At 55.9% G+C, this 20,803-nt stretch carries 13 protein-coding genes; 5 read left to right on the forward strand and 8 right to left on the reverse strand.

Going from position 1 to position 20,803, the window contains the following annotated elements; translation table 11 throughout:
- Positions 1-14: 14 nt before the first annotated feature.
- From KTE_RS14420 to KTE_RS14435, 4 genes are all read right to left on the reverse strand, one after another.
- Positions 15-827, reverse strand: coding sequence for a site-2 protease family protein (locus tag KTE_RS14420; protein WP_201381975.1), 813 nt, complete (start codon positions 825-827; stop codon positions 15-17).
- 183 nt (positions 828-1,010) lie between these two features.
- The gene (locus KTE_RS14425; protein ID WP_201370020.1) at positions 1,011-2,006 is read right to left on the reverse strand and encodes a Gfo/Idh/MocA family protein; all 996 of its coding nucleotides are present in this window, start codon (positions 2,004-2,006) and stop codon (positions 1,011-1,013) included.
- Positions 2,007-2,150: 144 nt separating this feature from the next.
- Positions 2,151-3,164 carry an AraC family transcriptional regulator gene (locus KTE_RS14430; RefSeq protein WP_236600398.1) on the reverse strand — a complete coding sequence of 338 codons (1,014 nt, stop codon included), beginning with the start codon at positions 3,162-3,164 and terminating at the stop codon, positions 2,151-2,153.
- Positions 3,165-3,261: 97 nt separating this feature from the next.
- Entirely contained in the window at positions 3,262-4,278 is a 1,017-nt protein-coding gene (locus tag KTE_RS14435; protein ID WP_201381979.1) for a Gfo/Idh/MocA family protein, read from the reverse strand.
- A gap of 609 nt (positions 4,279-4,887) precedes the next feature.
- On the opposite strand from KTE_RS14435, the gene KTE_RS14440 reads away from it, so the two are divergent.
- Complete coding sequence (locus KTE_RS14440; protein WP_201381981.1) at positions 4,888-7,710, forward strand: choice-of-anchor D domain-containing protein; 2,823 nt, start codon at positions 4,888-4,890, stop codon at positions 7,708-7,710.
- A gap of 191 nt (positions 7,711-7,901) precedes the next feature.
- On the opposite strand, the gene KTE_RS14445 is transcribed toward KTE_RS14440, so the two are convergent.
- Together KTE_RS14445 and scpB are read right to left on the reverse strand one after the other, a co-directional pair.
- Positions 7,902-8,780, reverse strand: a complete 879-nt coding sequence (locus KTE_RS14445) for a deoxyribonuclease IV (protein ID WP_201381983.1) — start codon at positions 8,778-8,780, stop codon at positions 7,902-7,904.
- A 52-nt stretch (positions 8,781-8,832) separates the two neighbouring features.
- A complete protein-coding gene (gene scpB / locus KTE_RS14450) occupies positions 8,833-9,546 on the reverse strand; it encodes an SMC-Scp complex subunit ScpB (RefSeq protein WP_201381985.1) in 714 nt (237 codons plus the stop codon).
- Positions 9,547-9,910: 364 nt separating this feature from the next.
- Between scpB and KTE_RS14455 the strand changes: the two genes are divergently transcribed.
- Positions 9,911-10,195: a hypothetical protein gene (locus KTE_RS14455; protein WP_201381987.1), complete on the forward strand. Its 285-nt coding sequence runs from the start codon at positions 9,911-9,913 to the stop codon at positions 10,193-10,195.
- A 551-nt stretch (positions 10,196-10,746) separates the two neighbouring features.
- Positions 10,747-12,279, forward strand: a complete 1,533-nt coding sequence (locus KTE_RS14460; protein ID WP_201381989.1) for a zinc ribbon domain-containing protein — start codon at positions 10,747-10,749, stop codon at positions 12,277-12,279.
- Between the two features lie 97 nt (positions 12,280-12,376).
- Here the strand turns inward: KTE_RS14460 and KTE_RS14465 are convergent, their stop codons facing one another.
- Together KTE_RS14465 and KTE_RS14470 are read right to left on the reverse strand one after the other, a co-directional pair.
- A complete protein-coding gene (locus KTE_RS14465; RefSeq protein WP_201381991.1) occupies positions 12,377-13,498 on the reverse strand; it encodes an FtsK/SpoIIIE domain-containing protein in 1,122 nt (373 codons plus the stop codon).
- Between the two features lie 78 nt (positions 13,499-13,576).
- On the reverse strand, positions 13,577-16,003 hold the full coding sequence (locus KTE_RS14470) for an FtsK/SpoIIIE domain-containing protein (RefSeq protein WP_201381993.1): 2,427 nt from the start codon (positions 16,001-16,003) through the stop codon (positions 13,577-13,579).
- Positions 16,004-16,659: 656 nt separating this feature from the next.
- Here KTE_RS14470 and clpB point away from each other — a divergent pair.
- Complete coding sequence (gene clpB, locus KTE_RS14475; protein ID WP_201381995.1) at positions 16,660-19,254, forward strand: ATP-dependent chaperone ClpB; 2,595 nt, start codon at positions 16,660-16,662, stop codon at positions 19,252-19,254.
- 141 nt (positions 19,255-19,395) lie between these two features.
- Positions 19,396-20,793, forward strand: coding sequence for a response regulator transcription factor family protein (locus KTE_RS14480; RefSeq protein ID WP_201381997.1), 1,398 nt, complete (start codon positions 19,396-19,398; stop codon positions 20,791-20,793).
- Positions 20,794-20,803: the final 10 nt, after the last annotated feature.

The raw sequence follows: 20,803 nt of genomic DNA on the forward strand, positions 1-20,803 counted from the left end.
ATATACTACATATACTACGAGAACCCGTTGACAATGTTCAATAAGTGATAGGTCAGCCACCAGCCGTAGCCTAGCATGGCCACCATGGCCACATAGGCTACGGCTATTATGACTTTCGTGCGGCCACGAGCAGGGAGCACCCGGTAGGGTGGCTTGCGCATATTAACGACGGTTAAGGTCACGCTGACAATAACTAGTACCAGGGTAATCAGGCTAAAGACGCTCTCCAGGGGCGACCTGGTCGAAAATGAATCAAAGAGTAAGAATATACCCAGGGGAATGCCCAGCAAGAAGAGCCACTTCGAGATCAGCGGCGCGACCCGCCCTCCGTCCAGCGGGTGCAGAGGCAAGAGGTTGAGTAGATTCAGATAGAAGCCAACATTTGCCAGTACCAGCCAGAAGTGTCCCCCATCGAGCAGAAAACAGAGCCGGGGGATCAGCGTATTGATACTCGTAAAGACAGGACCGTAGCAACTACGCGCGCTCACATACCATGATATTCCATAGCAGAAAATAGCTCCCAGCCCTCCCAGAAAGGGGCCTGCCAGCGCGACAAAGGTAATATCTGCGGGCTTGCGTAGCCTGGGCATGGCCACGAACGCGCCAATAAGCGGAATGAAATATGGCCCCCTTGCAGGTAATTTCTTGATGCGTAGCGCCAGCAGATGCCCCAGTTCATGGACCAGGAGCAGCAGCATAAAGGCAATCGCCAGAGGCCATGAGCGAAAGATCAAGCCCAGCACCAGGGTGCTAACGATCAGAGAGAGGATCGCAAGCGTTTGTTGGAGCCAGAAGCGCGCTTGAGGCGAGAGGGGACGTTTCTGCACTGTTCACCGTTTCTCAGATTAGCTTTTTGTGATTATCCTCCCTTAATTATAACCCGCTGACCCGGCAAAAAGTAAAGGTGTGTCGGTGTGGGTTTTCGGGCATCCGCCCGAAAACCCACACCGACACACCTTGATTCTATAAAGGGTATGCCACCGCCAGTAGCCGTGTACGCTAGTAGCGGGCTATAGCTCGATGGTGCGCTTCTGCTCGACTGATTGGTAGGCGCCGAGAATGATCTTGAGGACGTTGATGCCATCCTCGTGGTTGTTGATGGGGCGGCGCTGCTCTTGCAGGCATTTGACGAAGTCGGCGATCTCCGCGTCGAAGGTATTGATGCCCGAGAGTTTCACCGTGTTCACCACAGGTGGTTCGCTCATACGCATCTTGTAGGTGATGTCGCTACCCTTGCTATAGGCGTAGCCGCGCTGACCGACGATGCCAAACTTCTCGGTGTTGTCGCCTGGCTCATAGGCCCAGCTGGTGACGATGTTGCCGACCACACCATTCTCAAAGCGGACTAGGACCTGGGCCGAGTCTTCACCATCCATAAAACTCAGGCGATGGTTGCTCGTCATGGCGGTGACCTCGACGGGCTTGCTATCGGCCAGGTAGAGCAAGAGATATGAGGGATGATAGCCCGTATCGATCAATTCACCACCGCCAATGAACTGGCGCTGACCACGCCAGCCAATGGTCTTGGGATCAAAGGTGTGATAGAACGAATCGGTGGTGCGGATTTCATAGATATCGCCAATCGTACCACCAGCGATCAGGCGCTTAGCGTACTGGACCGCGGGGATGTAGAGCTGGTTGTGCGCGCACATCAGCGTGACCCCATTGGCCTCGACGGCCTGGCGGATCTCGTCGGCCTCTTGCAGCGAGAGGCAGAGCGGCTTCTCGCAGAGAATGTGCTTGCCTGCCTGCGCGGCGGCAATGATCGCGCCTTTATGCAGGTGATGGGGCAGGCAGATGTCTACAGCATCGATATCTGCCTCCTGGAGCATTTTGCCCATATCGGTATAGACATCGGCTCCGCCGGCCTCCTCAGCGCGAATACGTGCGCTTTCCTCTACGACATCGCAGACCGCCGTTATTTTCGCATCAGTCAATTTATTATAGCCACCGACGTGAACGGCGGCGATACCACCACAGCCGATTAGTCCAACTTTAATCGTCATTTTTTCCTCTCCTTAGAAGAATGAACCTTATGAATGTCATGCACAATTTTTTTTCGGGTAGTGTATGTGATGTGAATTGGCGGCCCAAGGCCGCCGATTCACATCACATACACTAAACTCTTTACAACGGATGACCGCGCAAAATTAACAGGGTTCGTGGTACCCATTAGCCAACGTTTGCTGTTGGCGCTGGCGGTACTGGGCCGGTGTCATACCCAGGCGCTTCTTAAAAACGTAGTGCAGGTAGCTACCGCTTGAGAAGCCGTGGTTGTATGCTAGCTGCTCAATCGTCTGCTCAGAGTGTGTCAGGGCCTGGCACAATTGCGCCAGGCGATAGCGCTCCAGGTAGCCGCTGAAGGTCTCGTTAGCATACTGGTCCAGAATGCGTTGCAATTGGCGTCCACAGATATGCAGGCTCTCTGCGACCTCACTGAGCGTCAAGGGGCGCGCATAGTTGTCGCGTATATATTGTGTCGCGAGCTGGTAGCGATACGTGTTCATATCGCGTGAAGGGAGCGACGGTTGATGTTGCGACGTATGCTGGACGCGTGCTGTGCGCAGCAAGATTTGAATGATGGATTGACGAATCGTGGTAAAGGCACCAAATTCGCCTTCCTGCCACGCCTGGTAGGCTGTAAGAAACCAGTTCATGGCACTATACTGGTCAAGCACTGGCCTGGCCTCCATAGTGCTTAGTTGCTGGATACAGGCATCGGCTTCCACAATCTCCCATTGCTCACCCCATTCCGTGCTGGTGTCTGGCTCCTTCAGGGGCACAATGTCCAGGTGTAGGCAGAGTTCGTACATGGCCTCATGAGGTCCCGCCTCCTGCTGGTGAAATACCTGTGGCCCGGTAAGGTAGAACATCCCCGCGTGCAGGGGATAGCTTCCATCCTGTAGGATCAAGCGCCCCTGTCCGCGCGGAATGAAGTGAAACTCGTAGTTATGGTGCTTGTGATAGGGAATAACATGTCCCGCCTGAAAGGAGATAAGATGACAACGGAGTATACGAATGCCATAATGACCCCAGCGGAAGCTGATATCAAGTCGGTCAAGCGCATCAGGTTCCGCCTGCATGGGCGCAAAGAGAAAAGGACCGCCCTGCTTGCGCAAGGCCTGGATGGTACCTCGGTCCAGTTCTCGAGCCGCTTTTGCCACGAAAGCCTCCTCCTGCTCTGCGAATCTGTCAACCCTCAAAAGGCGCGCCGGATCGGTCATGGCTTTGCTGACCGCTCACCACTAGCGCGCTTTGCGTCTAGTGTGCCAGCTCGGAAATTTTGATGGCGTGCCCCTCTTGCGCGGAGCGATTGGCCGCCTCCATCAGCGTTGTCAGGTCAATGGCTGCCTGGATGTTTTCGGAGGCGAGCGTGTCTTCCTCGATATGTTTGACCCATTGCTGGAAGGGCAGTGGGGCGTCCGCGGGCAGGTCGGTGATCGTGTTCCATTGCTGACCCTCTGCAAAGAGGCGGCTACGAATCTGGAGTTGCTCCTCAGGCGTGCCAAAGAGCAAGCTACCCTCCGTCCCATGCAGTTCGATAGTGAAGGGAGAGTATGGATTGACAAAGCCCGCCTCGACAACACCAATCGCTCCGTTCGCGTAGTGGAGCGAGACCAGCGCGTTATCCTCGACCTCTTTCCTGGTCACATAGCCGTAGTTGGCGCTGACGCTCTCGGGCATGCCCAGGAAGAGGCGCGTCAGATACATGGGGTGGCATCCCAGGTCGATCATGGCTCCGCCACCACATAGCTCTTTATTGAAGAAGTGCTCAGGCAACCAGCCGAGAGGTGAACGCTCGTTGGGGAGTGCCCCGTTGTGTGAGAGGCGTACACGTGCCAGGGTCAACCGCCCAAAAGCGTTGCGCTGGATGAGACTCTGGATGGCCTGGGTATATCCTGCGCTAAGGCGTGGGAGGGAGACCGTGAGCTTGACAGAGGCCTCTTCAACTGCCTTAATGATAGCGTTACACTCGTGAAGCGTGGGCGCAATGACCTTTTCGGTAAAAATATGCTTGCCCGCGTGTGCCGCAGCCAGGAGCACCTCATGATGCATGCTGGTCGGGGTATCGACGATGATGGCATCGATATCGGGCTGGCTCAGTAGCTCATTGAGATTCTCATAGAAAGGGACGCTTAACTCTGTTGCCCAACGACGCCCTCGTTGGACATCTTCGTCCCAGACCGCGACTATTTGTGTTGATGGATGCTGCTGGGCCTGGCGCTTATAGTCGTTTGCATGCACATGCCAGAAGCTGACCATGGCAACTCGAATCATAAATCTGCGTTTCCTTTCAGTGTATGGAGTGGCGCGCTTAGTGATATGTAATATGTAGGGTCCATGCTGGCATGGACTCTTACGTGACCTACGTGGGCTGTCTCCTCTATAGGCTACATTTTCACTGGGTGGGGTTTTAAGTCCATGCTAGCATGGACCCTACATACTAGATCGCAAGCCCCACCAATCTGCGAAATTGCGACCGAGCACAATGCGTCTCTATCCATTGTAATCTCTGGTACTGAAGAATGACAATGCACCCACGCGACAAAGTCGCTCTATGCCCTGCGAAATTACGACAATTTGGAACGAGGTGAAGAGTGTGACGCGCATCAATAGGAAAAAATTCTAAGAATCCAAAGTGGGCGTCACAAAATGCCATGAAAGCGCGTCTTACTATATAGATGCATTGATAGCGCCATGTGCAAGTTCTTTCGGGTAGGGAGTGTGATGGGTGCAAGTAGCCACGTACGCAAGGGCGTAGCCCCAGTAGCCGCGTACGCAAGTAGCGGGCTGCTGCATCTTACCACTAACCAGGGTGGGAGGCGTCACAGCAAAAAGGTGCACACCGCGTTTGCGTAAGAACAGAAAAAAGAGGGACCACGACTCATGTTGATATCTTGCCCTCATTGCGCCGCGCAATTGCAGGAGGATGCTATCTTTTGCCCCTTATGTGGCGGCTCCGTGGTTCCCTGTGAGCATATATGCCCGGAAGACCAGGCGCAAACCATCCCACTGTACGAACATCTCCATCCCGCTTTGAGTGCCGTGAGCAGCCCTTTTGCGTCTCTTGAAAGCGATGAGGCGGTTACTCTTCAGGACCCACTTCAGGATGCGTACCACCATGTACCTCGTATCCAGGTTCTTCCGGAAGATGAAGAGCAGCCAGAACTTTCAGAGACCTCTATCCTGGTGCCTGAGAGCTATGCTAGCACCTGGTATAAAGAGGTGCGTAATGCGATAGCACACGTTGAATCCTCCGTGCCTCCTAAGCCACGAACCGCGACACGACGGTCTATCTCACCGACGCTCTTTTTCTGGTTCTCCTGCCTGGTCATGGTTGTACTGGTCGCGGGAGGCAGTTTTGGTGTCTTCTCCGCCTTTGGCGCAGGCCCCACGCGGATGACGCTCCAGATCTCACCTGGCACTGTTACTGCTGGCGCGACGCTGACGCTACATGGGTCGCATTTCTCGCCCGGGAGTCAGGTTGGCCTCTCTCGTGACCATGGCTTCCCTGTTGTGGATACCGTGGGTAAAGCTATCATTCAGGCTGATCAGCAGGGAAATTTTACGGATACGGTGGTTGCCTTGAGCGAGTGGTCTCAGGGCTGGCATACGTTACGTGCCGAGGATGCGCAGACGCATACATTTGCCACCTTCTCTCTTTTGGTAAAGGGGAAAGGAGGCGTGCTACGCCCGGCACACCTGCACCTCTCCAGTGAGGCCTTTGATTTTGGTACTGGCGACACCATTACCAACGGGGTGAAAACGCTGACTCTCTCAAACACGGGCAGTGGAGCGATTAACTGGCAGGCGAAATCCGACCAGGACTGGCTCAAGATTAGCCCGGCGCGCGGGACGTTCATCAGTGGACAGAGTATGCGCCTCTTTATCGCAATTGATCGCTCACATATGCAGCCTGGAGCCTACAACGGGCATGTCGCCTTTACCTCGGATGCGGGCAACAATGGATTGACGACGCGCATCCGGGTCGTCTCCGCGCCGTTTTTCTCGTCTGGAGCACTGAGCGTCAGTCCTCCTGTGCTTTCCTTCCTGGCAGCCGATGGAGATAGCTCGCCTTCCCCACAGGATGTTACTCTCTTGAATGCTGGAATCCGCTCACTGAACTGGAGCGCGACCAGCGATGCCTCCTGGCTAAAAGCTGATCCAGCGACACACACCCTGGTCTCAGGTGAACATGGGAACCTGCGCCTCTCAGTCGATACACACGCTTTGTTGCCGGGGATCTATCAAGCAGCGGTGACTCTACGGGGGCAGGATTGGGATGGGCAGGATGTGCCTGGTAGCCCGCAAAAGCTTTTTGTGAGCGTGACCGTCACTCAGGGCTGTCTCTTGCAGGCCGCTCCCACCAGTCTTACATTTACAGGGACCTATCAAGGAGCACTGCCCCAGGCGCAATCTCTTAAGCTTGGAGGCACAAAGGGTTGTAGTGGTCCCGTGAATTGGAGTGTCAAGAGCGATGCCAACTGGTTGCACCTCGATGCAGATCAGGGAACACTCCCCAGCACCTTCCAGGTGAGTGTTGACTCCTCCGCGCTTGGGCCAGGTGACTATCATGCTACCCTTTTCTTTTCATCTCCCTCGGGAGTGCAGCCACTACCAGTCACCCTGTCATTACAAGCAACCGTGCCAGTGCCTGCGATCACGCTCTCCAGGACTCGGGTCTCACTAACCACAATTCAGGGGCAGGCGACAGCGGCCGGACAAGATGTGACGCTCACGAATAACGGCACAGGCAGGCTGGTGTGGAAAGCCACAACCTCTACCTCCTCTGGTGGCTCCTGGTTGAGTGTCTCTCCCGCCGCGGGTTCCCTCAATCCAGGCAAGTCGCTGGCCTTGCACATCTCTGCCCAGCCCGCTGGAGCTCTGGGGCCGGGGACGTATAATGGCTCTCTGAGCATCAAGAGCCTGGACGCGGCTGGGCACCCGGTAGCTGGAAGTGAGCGCGTGCTTCCAGTGAATCTGGTGATTCAACCACCCGCTACGTGCGATATCAGTGTGACGCCTGGAACGCTCTCTCTTACTCTGCCCGCCAATCAGTCTACGCCGGTTGAGCGTTCCATCACACTGCAAGAACCTGCCTCCTGCGCGCAGTCTCTCGCTTGGCAGGCCAGCGCGACCAGCGGCGGGAACTGGTTAAGCGTGAGTAAAAAAATTGGCGGGCTGGATCCTGGTGCCTCAACGATTCTTACCGTGAGCGCAAGCAGCATTAGCCTCTCACCTGGAGTCTACCAGGGGGCTGTCTCCCTCTCCACCTTTGACGCGGATACCGGGACCACGACAGGCGCCCCCCATAGCATCACTGTGCGGTTGAACATCGTAGCGCCTTGCAGTATTCAGTCCGCGGTGCCAACAAGCCTGGATCTATCTCCATCCATAACCACTGCACAATTTTCGCTCGCAGTCGCGAACACCTGCCAGGGGAATATCATCATCATGCTAGAGACTTCTTATAGTACTGGTTCAGGCTGGTTGAGCGTCACGCCGCAAACGGTCACTGTAGCACCGGGCGCGAGCACAACCTTTACCGTGACCCTGGTGGATCCCACATTGAGCACGGGCACCTATAGCGCGACGCTTCAAGTGACTGCCACGCAAGGCGGGACCGCTATCGTAGGAAGCCCTCAGCCAGTCACCGTGACAGTGGTGGTGCCTGCCATCTCTACGCCTGGAGGCACACCAACCCCCTGAAGCGGACCGAAACGTTATGCGCGTGCTAATGCTGTTTAAAAAAATAGTCTGAGAATACCAGGCGAAACATGTTCACGCATCATAGGCGCCCGATTCATCGCCTTGCGCGCGATAAATCGGGCGCCTATGGTACCTGGGGTAACGCAGCGCAGCTTCCCACGGACATTCTCGGATAAATCCTTAAAAGAGTTTTAGCAGCGCTTTTCGGGGAGACACAGGCTTTTGGCGTAGGCGATCTGTCCCGCGTCATGGACCCAGTCCTCTTTGCCATCCTCGTCTGTCTCAATAGGCGTCTCCATAAGTACGTCTACATGTGCGAGGCGAGGATCAGTGAGCAGGGCGCGCAGACCAGTGGGATGAATAATGCCTTCACCCAGGCGTGTATGCACATCTCTATGGCTGCCCAGGGCCATCGCGGTATCATTAAGGTGTAGCACCTTGAGGCGTGCTAGCCCAACAGTGTCATCAAAATGCTGGAGCACCTGCTGCGCGGCCTGGGGGGTACTTATGTCGTGCCCCGCGCCCCAGAGGTGGGCCGTATCCAGGCAGACGCCGAGGCGCTGGCTATACTGTGGGAGATGCGCGAGAACAGTGGCCAGGTGTTCAAAGCTATGCCCCAGAGCGTTGCCAGCCCCAACATCGTTTTCGAGGAGTAGCATGACCTCGGCGGGACTCTGGTTCATGACACGCTCAATGCCCTGCGCGATGCGCGCCAGACCTGTGGGCACGCCCGCACCCCGGTGACTCCCGGTATGGAAAACGACATAGGATGCTCCGAGCTGCGCGCCTCGCTGAAGTGTACCGGCCAATAGGAGAATAGACTTCTCCCAGATGGTGGCATCGAGCGTGCCCAGGTTAATTAAATAGGGTGCGTGGAGCACAATGGGATTCAGTTCCTGCTTGCATGCCGCCATGGCAAAGGCCTGGCCACTCTTCTCATCGAGAGCTGGCAGCTTCCAACCCGTGGGATTGCTGGCAAAGACCTGGATGGCCTGGCAACCAATCTGCCGGGCGGTCTCAATAGCCTTAAGGGGCTTGGAGCCTGTGGGCATATGTCGTCCAATACGCATGTTATCCTTTTTCCTCGCGATCCGCCGCAAAATAAATAAATCAGGCGCCAGCTTAGTCTGTGCCCTGGGGCACCTGAAACGTAGGGAGATTTGGCTGGCTGGCGGCGGAATTGTGGCCAGGTTGGCCGCTCTCGCCGTTGAGCATACTTTGTTCCGCCGTCTCAGTTGGCACAGTACGCATCTGCTGGGTTGCCAGGTCGATATGTGGCAACTCCTCCAGGCTGGTCAGGCCGAATTGCTGTAGAAACTCGGCGGTGGTCGCGAAGAGCGCCGGGCGTCCCACTGTTTGGGCGCGACCGACTTCAGCCACCAGCCCGTGTTGCAGCAGGCTTGCCAGCGCACGGTCGCTGTTCACGCCGCGCACGGCTTCAATCTGGCTGCGCGTCATGGGCTGGCGGTAAGCGATGACCGCTAACGTTTCCAGGGCTGCATTCGTCAGCTTCGCGCTCATGGGAAGCCCCAGCAGGGCCGCGACATAATGCGCATTCTCTGGCGCGGTGACAAGCTGCACCTGTTCACCCAGCCGCTGGAGGCGAATCCCTCGCTGTCCATTCTGAAGCGTCGACTCCAGCGCCCTGATGCCGGGCTCCAATTGCTCATTCCCGACACCCAGCAACTTGCGCAGCTCCGCACGTTCTAAGGGGCGTCCAGAGACGAAGAGCAGGCTTTCGATAGCTGCTCCCAACTGGTGCGCCTCGGGCGCCAAAACTGGCCCCTGGGCGCTTATGGCCCTCTCAAGCGATGGTTCGAGCTTGTTCTCTTGCATAGTGAGAAAAGTATAACACAATCACCAGAAAATTCTTCTTCTTTCTCTATCTAATAGCCAACTCGCCACCATGCCTATCCCTGTGAACAATCATTACATGAAGAACACCTGAGTTTGAAGGTCGTTTCATATCGCCCATGTCCTGATTGCATTTTATGCAAAGTATATAGATAAAGTAATATATTTGTATATAATTGCAATTAAAATATATTAATTTACGATATTTTAGTGTAAAAATGTATTGACTTTAAAAATATACTCTGGTAAAGTGTCAACAACGGACTGAAGAAATCCGTTAATGGCCAGTATAAACGTCAGAAGGCCAGAATAATATAAAAGATACGTAGTAAGGAGAATATTCAGAATGGCAGGTACAATTCTAGACCTCGAAAGCCTTAGTGTCCTGATTTCTAATCTGAGCAACATTGAGGCTAACCTGACAAATGTCTTGAAGGACTTTCATGTAGCGAACAACCTCTTGAACAACTCTTTCAATGGCAACCAGGTTGCGAACTTTCAGGATTCACTGAATAGCTGGACCACCAACGTCGCCAACATCACCGATCAGATGGGGCGCTACAACGGTGCTTTGCAGAATATGCTGGATGACAGCAGCGGCCACGTGAGCCGCCTCAACGGCATTCACTAATTTCCTGAACCGGCAGGATACATACACAATTACTGTGTATTTGAGAGGTGACGCTTCATATAAGGTCACGCAATGTGATGGGTTTGTATAGGCCCAACCCCTTGTCAGGGTCATATACAAACCTCCCACATCCGGTACCGAGGGCGTTTGCGCCTCCACGTATTGGGCGTGGATGTTCGATGGTTTTCTTTGTCCATTATTACCTGTCTCTTCGTGGTGTCTTGTGCCTGCGAACTCACACGCCTTCCTTCCCTCTCCGTTTTCCCACCACAAATCCCCTCTAACAAAGCAAATTAACTTCCCAAACCAAATTACAGAGACGCCACCGGTACATGGTGCGTCTGTGTTTGGCAGCTCCACAGTAGCCGCTATGACTGGATAGGGTTTTAGCCCGCCGCAAGCCACGGTTCTTTCGACCGTGGTGAGGCGTGTTCTTGGGCTTGAGCCCTTGTACAAGAGAGTACTCTATAGAACGCATGTTTGACAATTTCACATCAGTCTGGTATTCTCGAAGAGAGATACCATCTATTTTGCGAGAGGAGGGGCTGAACATGGCAAAAGCCACGAAAACCATCAGGCAGGCATTACACTATCCGCCGCAGTATGCTGCCTACTTCGCGGCAAACCAGGTCCTCTTCAATCGCGTCGTGGCCTTTTATTTCGACTGTATCCAGGCACACGAAGGTCTTCTTGCCCTCAAAAATAAGGAGGCTCTCACTGCCCTGGAGAAACTCACGCATACAACGGAGTCCAACCCCAATCCGATCATGCCGCTCACCGATCTCGCGCCAGATATCCCTGCTCTGTTCCGACGTGCCGCCATCAATGCCGCGCTCGGCTCGGCTCGCTCCTTCTTCTCCTCTCTCAAAACATGGCGAGCACATAAGGAGAAACACGAAGCCAAACAAACGAAGAAGGGCAAGAAGAGGCTGTTCAGGGTGCGGCCACCAGTCCCACCCCGATCATGGAAGAAGTCAGCTCCCTTCTACGCAAGCCTTTGGCGCGAGCGTCGTACCCATTCTATCATGCTCAAAGTCTGGACCGGCTCGTGCTGGTCCTGGCTCAAACTACACACGCTCGGTCGCGATCTCCCTGATGGCTTCGAGATGGGCAGTCCGCAACTCGTCCGCAAGGGAGATCGCTGGTGGTTGCATACTCCCATTGAGAAGACATTCGAGGCTCCTGCAAACGTCAGAGAGCAACTCACCGCCGCCGATAGACGTCTCTGCGCGGTGGATCTCAATCTTGATCATCACGTAGCTGTGTGCAGCGTCCAGACGGTTGACGGCACCATCCTGGCTACTTCCTTCATTGGGAATGGCACAGCGGTATCGGGCTGTAGGAAGAAATTGCTTGGACGTATTGCACGCAACCGATCTCAGACTGGCATCATGGCCGAGAACGAACAGGACAATGCCGACCTCTGGGCCAAAATCAGGCACGTGGACGAACAGATCGCGCACCTGGTGAGCAGCCGCATTGTCCAGTTCGCCACCAAGCACGAGGCGAGTATTCTCGTCTTCGAGCATCTAGGCAACCTGCGACCAGAGCAGGGCACGTATTCGCGTCGGGGCAATACGAAACGCGCCTACTGGATGAAGGGCCGCATTTTCCGCTACGCAAAGTACAAGGCGTGGAATGCAGGCGGTCTCATCACGACCCGTGTCAATCCGCGCAATACCAGCCGGGAATGCCATCGTTGTCATGGCCTGGTCGTGCGCTACAACCAGGGACAACCCCAGGAGGGCTATACTCCCGGCGCCGCCCTCTGCTTCTGCCCACAGTGCCAGATGCGCGACCATGCCGACCGCAATGCCAGCCTGAGAGTCGGACAGCGTTTGATCGAGCGTACGCAAGCACCGTTGAAGGAAAAGCCTCATGCTCTGATGCGACATGCGAAGAGGGAGCCGAAAGGCTCAGGTGTTGGGATCTCCCAGGATGCCAAACGCCAGCAGGGACCATCTCTCCCTGCGGCAAGGCGTGGAGATCATGCCAACGGGCATGGCACCGCCCAGAGAGGAAGGCGCCGGATGGGCGCGCCCCTCTCAGATATTGCGTCCCAACTACGGATTCACTTTGAGTAATGGCTACGCCACCTATCTCACGAATCCGACTACGGCACAGTGTCAGAAGCTGCTCGGCTTTAGCCGACGCGGAGTGTCACAGTAGTGGACTCCGTGCTCAAGCGTTATAGCGTGTAGCGAGTTTGGCGATCTCATGCTTGAGTATTTCGTAGCGCACGCTCTCGCTGGGGCCTGCAATGGGCAGGGCCAGTTGCACCTGGTGAATGCTGCGATCTGGTGCCAGGATTAGGCCACGACCAGGAATGGGGTCCGGCAGGATGGGGGGACGCCCAAAGAGGTCTAAGCGCTGGAGCTCATTGAGGTACAGTCCGATGCTGGTGCCAAATTTTCCCATCAGCTCTGACGAGAGGAAGCGGTACCCTACCTCGGCGCTGCTGACCACCAGGTACATTCCCATGGTACGAGCCTCGGCCATCGCTAGAGCAAGCTTCTTTAGCGTTATTGCGGCGTTGAAGCGCTCGGCAAAGCTGTGATAGTGACAGATAATGAGTAGTACCTGGGGAATAATATGTCCTTGCGTCCAGAGCTGACCCAGACTGTTCTCGGTCCAACGCTGCTCAGGGAATGCCTCGCGCCGTTTGGCCAGCAGACCATGCATGTTTCGCGCGAACTCCTCCAGTTTCTCGTCGCTGCTGCCATCAGTCCAGAGCTGATGCCCTTCGCCATCAAGGAGATGAGGCAGTTCGCGAAAGACATCCAGTTCATGGTGTGGGTCGATGATGGCACAGCGCAACTGGTTGGGGCCATAGTACGTGGTGAGCCAGAGCAGAATGCTTTGCAGTGCCGTACTCTTGCCACTATGTTGCGCGCCTGCGATCAAAAGCGGGCCGCCGCTCAAAGCTCCCGCTGAACCATGCAGATCGACGATAAGCGCCTCCTGCTTCTGCTGCTCAGGCTTGTCTACAAGGCCCAGGGGAAGCTGCATTGTTGGTTTGAGACGTTCTCGCTCATGCTTGGCAAGAAACTCGGCGATACTTCCGCGCACAAGCGATACGCGCCCAGGACGGGAGCCTGCTAGCTGTTCATGCTCGCCCCCGGGACGAAAAAGAATCAATGGATCGGGATCAAGGGGCTGGCTGGGCGTTGGCAGCGGCTCCGGCCAGTAGTAAATGCCAGCCTTGCGCGCATCCTCGCGCGAGTAGGTTTCGGTAATGCGCCCAACCAGAACCTCGGCAACCGTCTGTGCATTCTGAAATGTTTGTAAATGGGGGGTGCTCATCTTTCTCTCTCTTTCTATTGTGGTGGAGGATGCACGCTGACAGCCAACGGCTGTCAGCGTGCATCCTCCACCACAAAATTACTTTTCTGCTGCTAGCTGGGCGATCAGGACGTCGTTGGTGGGATCGACTGGGGTTTCGATCCCATTGGGTTTAATATAGAGCTGGTCGAGGGTGACAGGGATAGAGACGCGGGCCGCCTGGAAGAGATCAAGCTGATTGTCTCCATGCAGGAGATAGCCTCTCCCTGGAATGCTAGCGGGCAGGTAGGCGGCATCGACGCGACGCAGGATCTCTCGGCTGTCCTCCGGCGAGGCGCAGCGCAGGCAGAGTCTGTACTGGACATAGTCTCGGACGCGCGTGGCGATAATGCCCTCGGGTCGCTGTGATGCCAGGAGCAGGTGCATGCCAATCTCGCGCCCAACGCGTGTGATCGTGAAGAGCTCATCTAGAACAGAATCGGTCTGCTTGGCCATCTCGGCAAACTCGTCAATGATGATGATGAGGCGCGGCGATTTCTTGCCTTCTTTCAGGCGGATCTCGCGACGCATGGCCTCGGCTCGTAACATCGTAATAAAGCGTTGGATGAGCGCGGGCGAGGAGACGTTGGAGAGAAAGCCGATGGTATGCGGCAAATGGCGGAAAGGCTCCAGCGCCAGCCCCGCTTTATAGTCGATCAGCAGAAAATTGACCTCATTGGGGCGATAGATGATGGAGAGCGCCATGATAATGGTCTGGAGCAGCTCGCTCTTGCCTGAACCAGTCTGCCCGATGAGCAGGCCATGAGGGCCATCCTTGAGCAGGTCCAGATATTGAATTTCATCACCTATCTTCGTCCCAATGGGAATACGCATCATGGGCATCTCTTTGCCCTTCGCGTCGCGTCCACGGAACATAGGATCGCTCCAGTAGGCGAAGGGGTCATAGTAGAGCAGGTCAAGTGGCGGCTCGAAGAGCGTGCGCAGATCGACCTGCGTGCGCAACTCCAGGCGTTTAGTGCGGTTGACATGCAGCGGGAACATGCGCTGTGAGAAGTAGCTCAATGCCTGCAAGGGCACGCCATCTACCTCGTCGCATGTAATAGCGGGTGGCGGATTGGGACAGAGCCGGCGCACCTGCGCCTGGTGTGTATAACTCCCCTTTCCTGCCTGCTTATCATCCTGAATGTGTGTGATATCCACCAGCAGGTTGCTGTTCATGGGGACATCCGCCTTGTGTGCGCAGAGGCAGAGCACTGAGACCCCCAGGGTTGTAGGTCCGCTGAGCGCCAGCGTCATCTCGGGGCGCTTGAGGGGAGAGACGGAGAGCTGAGGCCGGTGCTCAAGCGAGCCAGTGCGCTGAATAGAGTTATGGGGCGAGACCACGGGCTGCGGAGCCGAGGGTTGATCTAGATCCTGCCAGAGATCGAAGTGGTCAACGATAATTACCAGGTGAGGTAAGAGGTGTTGCCCTTCCTCCCGGCGTGTGTCGCCAAGCAGGAGTTCGCGCCGCCCCAGCTCCCGCGAGATTAAGGGCAAATGCTCAAGGATCGCCCCCGCGCCAATGGCGACGGCGTGTCTCTGATTACTCTCGTCCACCACCTCTTCTGCCTGGCGTGGATCATATAGTACCGTATGAGGCAGAGCCGTTGCCCAGCGCCAGGCCTGCTCCTGTGAGCGTGGTGTCAGGATGATGATGCGCACCTCTTCAGGTGAATGGTGATAGACAAGTTGGCAAACCATGGCCTGTAGCAACTCACGCGCCGCCTCAAGCCTGTCGCGTGTCCCCACTAGCGCGATAGGCCCTGGTTCGTTGAGCTTGACTGTGATGGGGACCTTTAACGTGCTATGTCTCTCCTGTAAGGCCTGGACACGCGCCAGGGAGGCCTCCAGGCGCGGCTGGTCGGGGAAAGTGTTTGCCGTGGGAGGAGTCTGAACTTCATACGTAGCTGGCTGGTTGCCCATGCCGATGCGCACAGTGAGGAAATCTGGATCATCTGGCTTGCGCGCCCAGAGCTGTGTATCCTGTTCATCGAAGCCACGCTCTATCAAGGGCACGATGCTCAGGCCCTGATAGAGTTGTTGCTCAGGCCTGGGGGGAAGAAGTGGCGGATCAAGGTCCAGGCGTGCCTGCCGTTCTTTCCAGTGCAAGCTCTGGAGTCTCTGCTCTATCTTCTGTAGCTGTGCCTCATAGCGCTCCATCAATGCCTTACTCTTACGCCTCGTGCTGAAGTGCTGTACCAGGAAATTCGCCACGGTCCCCAGCGCCATCATACCCGAAATGGCGATAAATGGCAGCAAAAAGAACTGAGCGCCTCCCCCAATTTTGAAGGTACTAAAGATAAGCACATAGAGTCCCATGCCCAGCAGATTAAAAAGCACAAAAGAAAGTGTCCCCACCTGTGGTCCCTGTGGGAGCTGTGGCGGGCTAGGTAACAGAACCTTCTCCTGGGGAATCTCCGGCCAGATGCGGGCCTTGCGCGAGATCACATGACTGGCAGGCTTAGACGTAGCTTGTTGGTGAGACACTGACCCCTCCCTCTCAACATAAACCGGATTTACTTGTTTGCATATCTTTCTACTCTTATGTTATGGTAACAAAGCTTCTATATTATTGCAAATTTCTAGGACGTTCTTAAAAACCTTCGTGCCTACAGCGTTTTAGCGATTCATTTCAGCCACGCGAGGCGGCTTCCCAAACCGGTAGGGAACCGCTTTAGCGCGTCCGAATGCCATTCATGGCAGTGCGGCGCAAGCCTGGTTTTGTCGTGGGTAGGCAATACAATCAAGGAAACGTATAGGCTGTGCCTACAGGCGATTATGAATTTTAACAACAAAAGTAGGTAGCAAATTGTAGAGTCCATGCTGGCATGGACTGCCGAGGCCCGCAGGCCGATACCTAACCGCTGCCGGTCATCGCTACGCTCGCAGTCCATGCCAGCATGGACCCTACAGAGCCGTTATCCAGCTTACCTGCTTTGAATGTTAAAACTCATTATCGCCTTTAGACGCACCCCCTACCGGAGCGGGGCGTTTCTCAATTTCCTAGCAGATGTGGGAATAAATAGCCCACAAAGAAACGTTAAAGTTTGATAGATAAGCACTCAAACTTCTTGCTAGATTACTACTCATTGTAGTATAGTGATAGCGTAAAAAAACATTTCAGGGTGCGATGGAGGCTGCATATGAAAATAGAGCGCTTTACAGAGAAAGCCCGCGAGGCCATATATGAGGCATCGGAGATTGCGCGTAGCCGCAATCATGCGCAGGTAGAGCCAGAGCATTTGCTGAACGCACTCCTGTTGCAAGAGGGCGGGGTTGTACCCCAGGTTATTCAAAAAGCTGGTGGAAGCACGCAGGCCGTTCTGCGCCGTGTCGAGAGCGACCTGGATCGACTCTCGCGCGTCTATGGCGGCAGTGATCCTGGCATCTCACCTCGCTTGCACAAAGTCCTGGATGATGCGTGGAGCGAGATGGGGAAATTTAAAGATGAATATATGAGCGTCGAGCATCTGCTCCTGGCGCTCTTCGACAGCGATACCGAGGCGCGCAAAGCCCTGCAATCTGCTGGCTTGAGTCGCGATTCTGTCTTACAGGCTTTGACATCCATTAGAGGTGCGCAGCGCGTGACCGATCAGAATCCCGAGGGGAAATATCAGGCGCTGGAGAAGTATGGGCGTAACCTGACCTCGGCGGCGCGCGAGGGAAAGCTTGATCCCGTCATTGGGCGCGACGAAGAGATCCGGCGCGTAATCCAGGTGCTGAGCCGCCGCACGAAGAATAATCCCGTCTTGATCGGCGAGCCTGGCGTTGGAAAAACAGCCATTGTAGAGGGCCTGGCCCAGCGTATTGTGCGTGGTGATGTCCCTAAGACGCTGGAGAATAAGCAGGTCGTGACCCTGGACCTGAGCGCTCTGGTTGCAGGCGCCAAGTTCCGTGGCGAGTTTGAAGAAAGACTCAAAGCGGTCCTGAAGGAGGTCACCAGTGCCCAGGGCGGCATTATCCTCTTTATCGATGAGTTGCATACTCTTGTCGGAGCGGGAGCCGCTGAGGGCGCCATGGATGCCTCAAACATGCTCAAGCCAATGCTGGCACGTGGTGAGCTGCATTGTATTGGCGCGACCACGCTCGATGAGTATCGCAAACATATTGAGAAGGACGCCGCGCTTGAGCGTCGTTTCCAGCCAGTGCTGGTCGATCCACCCAGTGTTGAGGATACCATTAGTATTCTGCGTGGCCTGAAACCACGCTACGAGGTCCATCATGGCGTACGCATTCAGGATAGCGCCATTGTGGCCGCAGCCATGCTCTCAAATCGCTATATCACAGACCGTTTCCTGCCCGATAAAGCCATTGACCTGATCGATGAGGCGGCCAGTCATCGTCGTGTGGAGCTGGATAGCACACCAACCGAGATTGATGCCCTGGACCGCCGCATACGCCAGTTACAGGTGGAACAGGAGGCGCTGAAGAAAGAGACCGATCCCGCCAGCCGTGAGCGCCGCGAGCGTGTTGAGGCGGATATCGCCAATTTGAATGAGCAACTGCGCTCCCTGAAACTGGCCCTGGAGAGCGAGCGCGCTCCCGTGGATGAGCTGAGGTCACTCAAGAAGCAGCTTGAAGAAGCCCAGGTTCAGTACGAGCAGGCCGAGCGCTCCTATGACTACGAGGGCATGGCGCGCCTGCGCTATGGTACCATCAAAGAGCTTGAGGAACGTATCCAGGCGATGGAGGCCAAGCTTTCGACTGGAGGGTCCTCGCGTATGCTCAAAGAAGAGGTGGATGCCGAGGATGTCGCGAATATCGTCTCGAAATGGACGCATATCCCCGTCTCCAAAATGATGGAGGGCGAGGTACAGAAGCTCCTGCACATGGAGGAGCGTTTGCGTGAGCGTGTTGTGGGCCAGGAGCAGGCACTTGAGGCGGTCTCAGATGCCATACGTCGCTCGCGTGCGGGCCTGCAAGACCCCAATCGTCCGCTGGCGAGCTTCCTCTTCCTGGGCCCGACCGGCGTCGGTAAAACCGAGCTGGCGCGTGCCCTGGCCGAGTTCCTCTTTGATGATGAGCAGGCCATGGTGCGTATTGATATGTCAGAGTACATGGAGAAACACTCGGTCTCGCGCCTGATCGGAGCGCCTCCTGGATATGTGGGCTACGAAGAAGGCGGCCAGCTCACCGAGGCTGTGCGCCGCCACCCCTATAGTGTGATCCTGCTTGACGAGATCGAGAAGGCCGCGCCCGAAGTCTTTAACGTTCTGTTGCAGCTATTAGATGATGGGCGTTTGACGGATGGCCAGGGGCGTACGGTCGACTTCCGTAACACCGTCGTTATCATGACCAGTAATGTCGGCACAGCCTGGTTGCATGAGTATGATGGCATGGACGAGGAAGACGTACAGCGCTCGGTGCGCCAGCGCCTGCGCGAGGAGGGCTTCCGACCCGAGTTTATCAACCGTATCGACGAGGTCATCATCTTCCATCCCATCAGCAAGGAGCAGGTGCGCAACATCGTCGATATCCAGATCAACCGCTTGCGCCCACGCCTGGCCGAGCGCCATATCACGCTCCAACTGACCGATGCCGCTAAGGACTACCTGGCCGAGGAGGGCTACGACCCCCACTTCGGCGCCCGTCCACTCAAACGGACGATCCAGAAGGAGGTCGAGAACCGTATCGCGCGCGCTATTCTCGATGGTTCCGTGCGCGACGGCGACACCGTCCAGATCGACGTCCAGAACGGCAAACTAGCCCTACGCTCCATTGCCGTCCAGGCCATCTAATAGGAAAAAATGGGGTAAGTGGTGTGGTGCCGTAGCCGCGTACGCGGCTACGGCACCACACCACTTACCCAGGCGAGCGCCGCAGGCGCGAGAGGTCAAGCCAGGAATGTACACATGGCATTAAAACTAAGAGAGAAAAATATGGCAAGCGAGAATGCGCACTCACAAGAACAGCAGCATGAGCAACTTCTCCAGACACTGAGCGCTATGCTCATTGAGTTCCAGGTGCTATCTGCGAGTGCAGACCTGCAACACATGCCAGATCTGGCGAGCCATCTATGCTCACTCGAGCAGATGACCCGGCAGGCCCTGCACCTGGCGCGCACCTCGAGCGACTACCTGGTCCTGCCCGAGCTAGAAGGGCATACGCTTGGCGAGGCGCTTGAGCAGCTAGTTGATGCTACTGCCGAGCAGCTTGGACTCTCCAGCCGGGTCACCCTGACAGGTGTGGAGGAACACGCCCAGAACGCGGGCGTCACTCATGCTGAATATCTGCTATTTCTCCTGGCGCAGGAGACGCTGTATCAACTGCGCCAGCATCAAGGAGCGCGGCGCGTGCGCCTGACACTAGCTTATACACAGGAGGATATCCTCCTGGCGATTGAGGATGATGGCACACTCCCAACGCTAGCCGCGCCCTCGGATCTTCCTACCCCCGATGATCCTTCGCCCTTCTGGTCTGACGTGCAAGAGGGAGTAGGAAACTTCTCCGAACATATTTATTGTGACCTGCGTGCCCGCCTTGAGGCGATGGGGGGTACCTTGACGAGCGAGGTGCTTACGCAGGGAACGCGTGTGCAGGCGCGCCTCCCCTATCAGCATGAACGAGCGCAAGCAGTAGTGCCTGCGGAACCCGCGGCCCCTATTTCTGTCTCGGCACCATCCCAGCCTGAAGCGCGCCTCAGCTTGCTCATAGTCGATGCGCAACCAGTCGTACGCGCGGGCCTGCATCACCTGCTGGAAAGCTACGCGGACCTGTGGGTGGTGGGTGAGGCTGGAGATGGGGTGCAGGCCGTGAGCGAGACATTAGAACTGGGACCCCAGGTCGTCTTGCTCGATGCCCAGCTCCCTGAAGGTCAGAGCCTGGAGGCCCTGCGCCAGATCAAGCAATTGAACCTCAACACGCGTGTCCTGATGCTTTCAACGCAGGAGCGGGAAGATTACCTGTATGAAACCTTGCGTGCCGGAGCCGATGGTTATCTCTTAAAAGATGTCTCATCTGAGGAGCTGGCTGAGGCGCTGCGCGTAGTGGCGCGTGGAGAGGTCCTGGTGCAGCCACAGCTTGCTGGCCGTCTTCTCTCGCGTGTGGGGCGTGAGCGTGAACGGGGAGCGCGTAGCGAGGCGCTTACTACGCGTGAGCTGGAGGTGTTGCGCCTCCTGGCACGTGGTTTGCGTAATAAAGAGATCGCGGCCCGGCTCTATGTCAGCGAGCGTACCGTCAACTTTCACCTGGCGAATATCTACCAGAAGATGAATGTCTCAGGCCGGACTGAGGCCTTGAGCAAAGCTCTGGCTCAAGGCCTCGTAGAGGCGCGATAATTACTCAATA

This window comes from Ktedonobacter sp. SOSP1-85, from assembly GCF_016587415.1.
In the GTDB taxonomy this organism is placed as follows: Bacteria; Chloroflexota; Ktedonobacteria; order Ktedonobacterales; family Ktedonobacteraceae; genus Ktedonobacter.

Excerpts from the sequence above, each read along its gene's own strand:
- KTE_RS14425 (WP_201370020.1), bottom strand. The coding sequence starts at position 2,006 with ATGACGATTAAAGTTGGACTAATCGGCTGTGGTGGTATCGCCGCCGTT.
- KTE_RS14435 (WP_201381979.1), bottom strand. The coding sequence starts at position 4,278 with ATGATTCGAGTTGCCATGGTCAGCTTCTGGCATGTGCATGCAAACGAC.
- KTE_RS14440 (WP_201381981.1), top strand. The coding sequence starts at position 4,888 with ATGTTGATATCTTGCCCTCATTGCGCCGCGCAATTGCAGGAGGATGCT.
- KTE_RS14445 (WP_201381983.1), bottom strand. The coding sequence starts at position 8,780 with ATGCGTATTGGACGACATATGCCCACAGGCTCCAAGCCCCTTAAGGCT.
- scpB (WP_201381985.1), bottom strand. The coding sequence starts at position 9,546 with ATGCAAGAGAACAAGCTCGAACCATCGCTTGAGAGGGCCATAAGCGCC.
- KTE_RS14455 (WP_201381987.1), top strand. The coding sequence starts at position 9,911 with ATGGCAGGTACAATTCTAGACCTCGAAAGCCTTAGTGTCCTGATTTCT.
- KTE_RS14460 (WP_201381989.1), top strand. The coding sequence starts at position 10,747 with ATGGCAAAAGCCACGAAAACCATCAGGCAGGCATTACACTATCCGCCG.
- KTE_RS14465 (WP_201381991.1), bottom strand. The coding sequence starts at position 13,498 with ATGAGCACCCCCCATTTACAAACATTTCAGAATGCACAGACGGTTGCC.
- clpB (WP_201381995.1), top strand. The coding sequence starts at position 16,660 with ATGAAAATAGAGCGCTTTACAGAGAAAGCCCGCGAGGCCATATATGAG.
- KTE_RS14480 (WP_201381997.1), top strand. The coding sequence starts at position 19,396 with ATGGCAAGCGAGAATGCGCACTCACAAGAACAGCAGCATGAGCAACTT.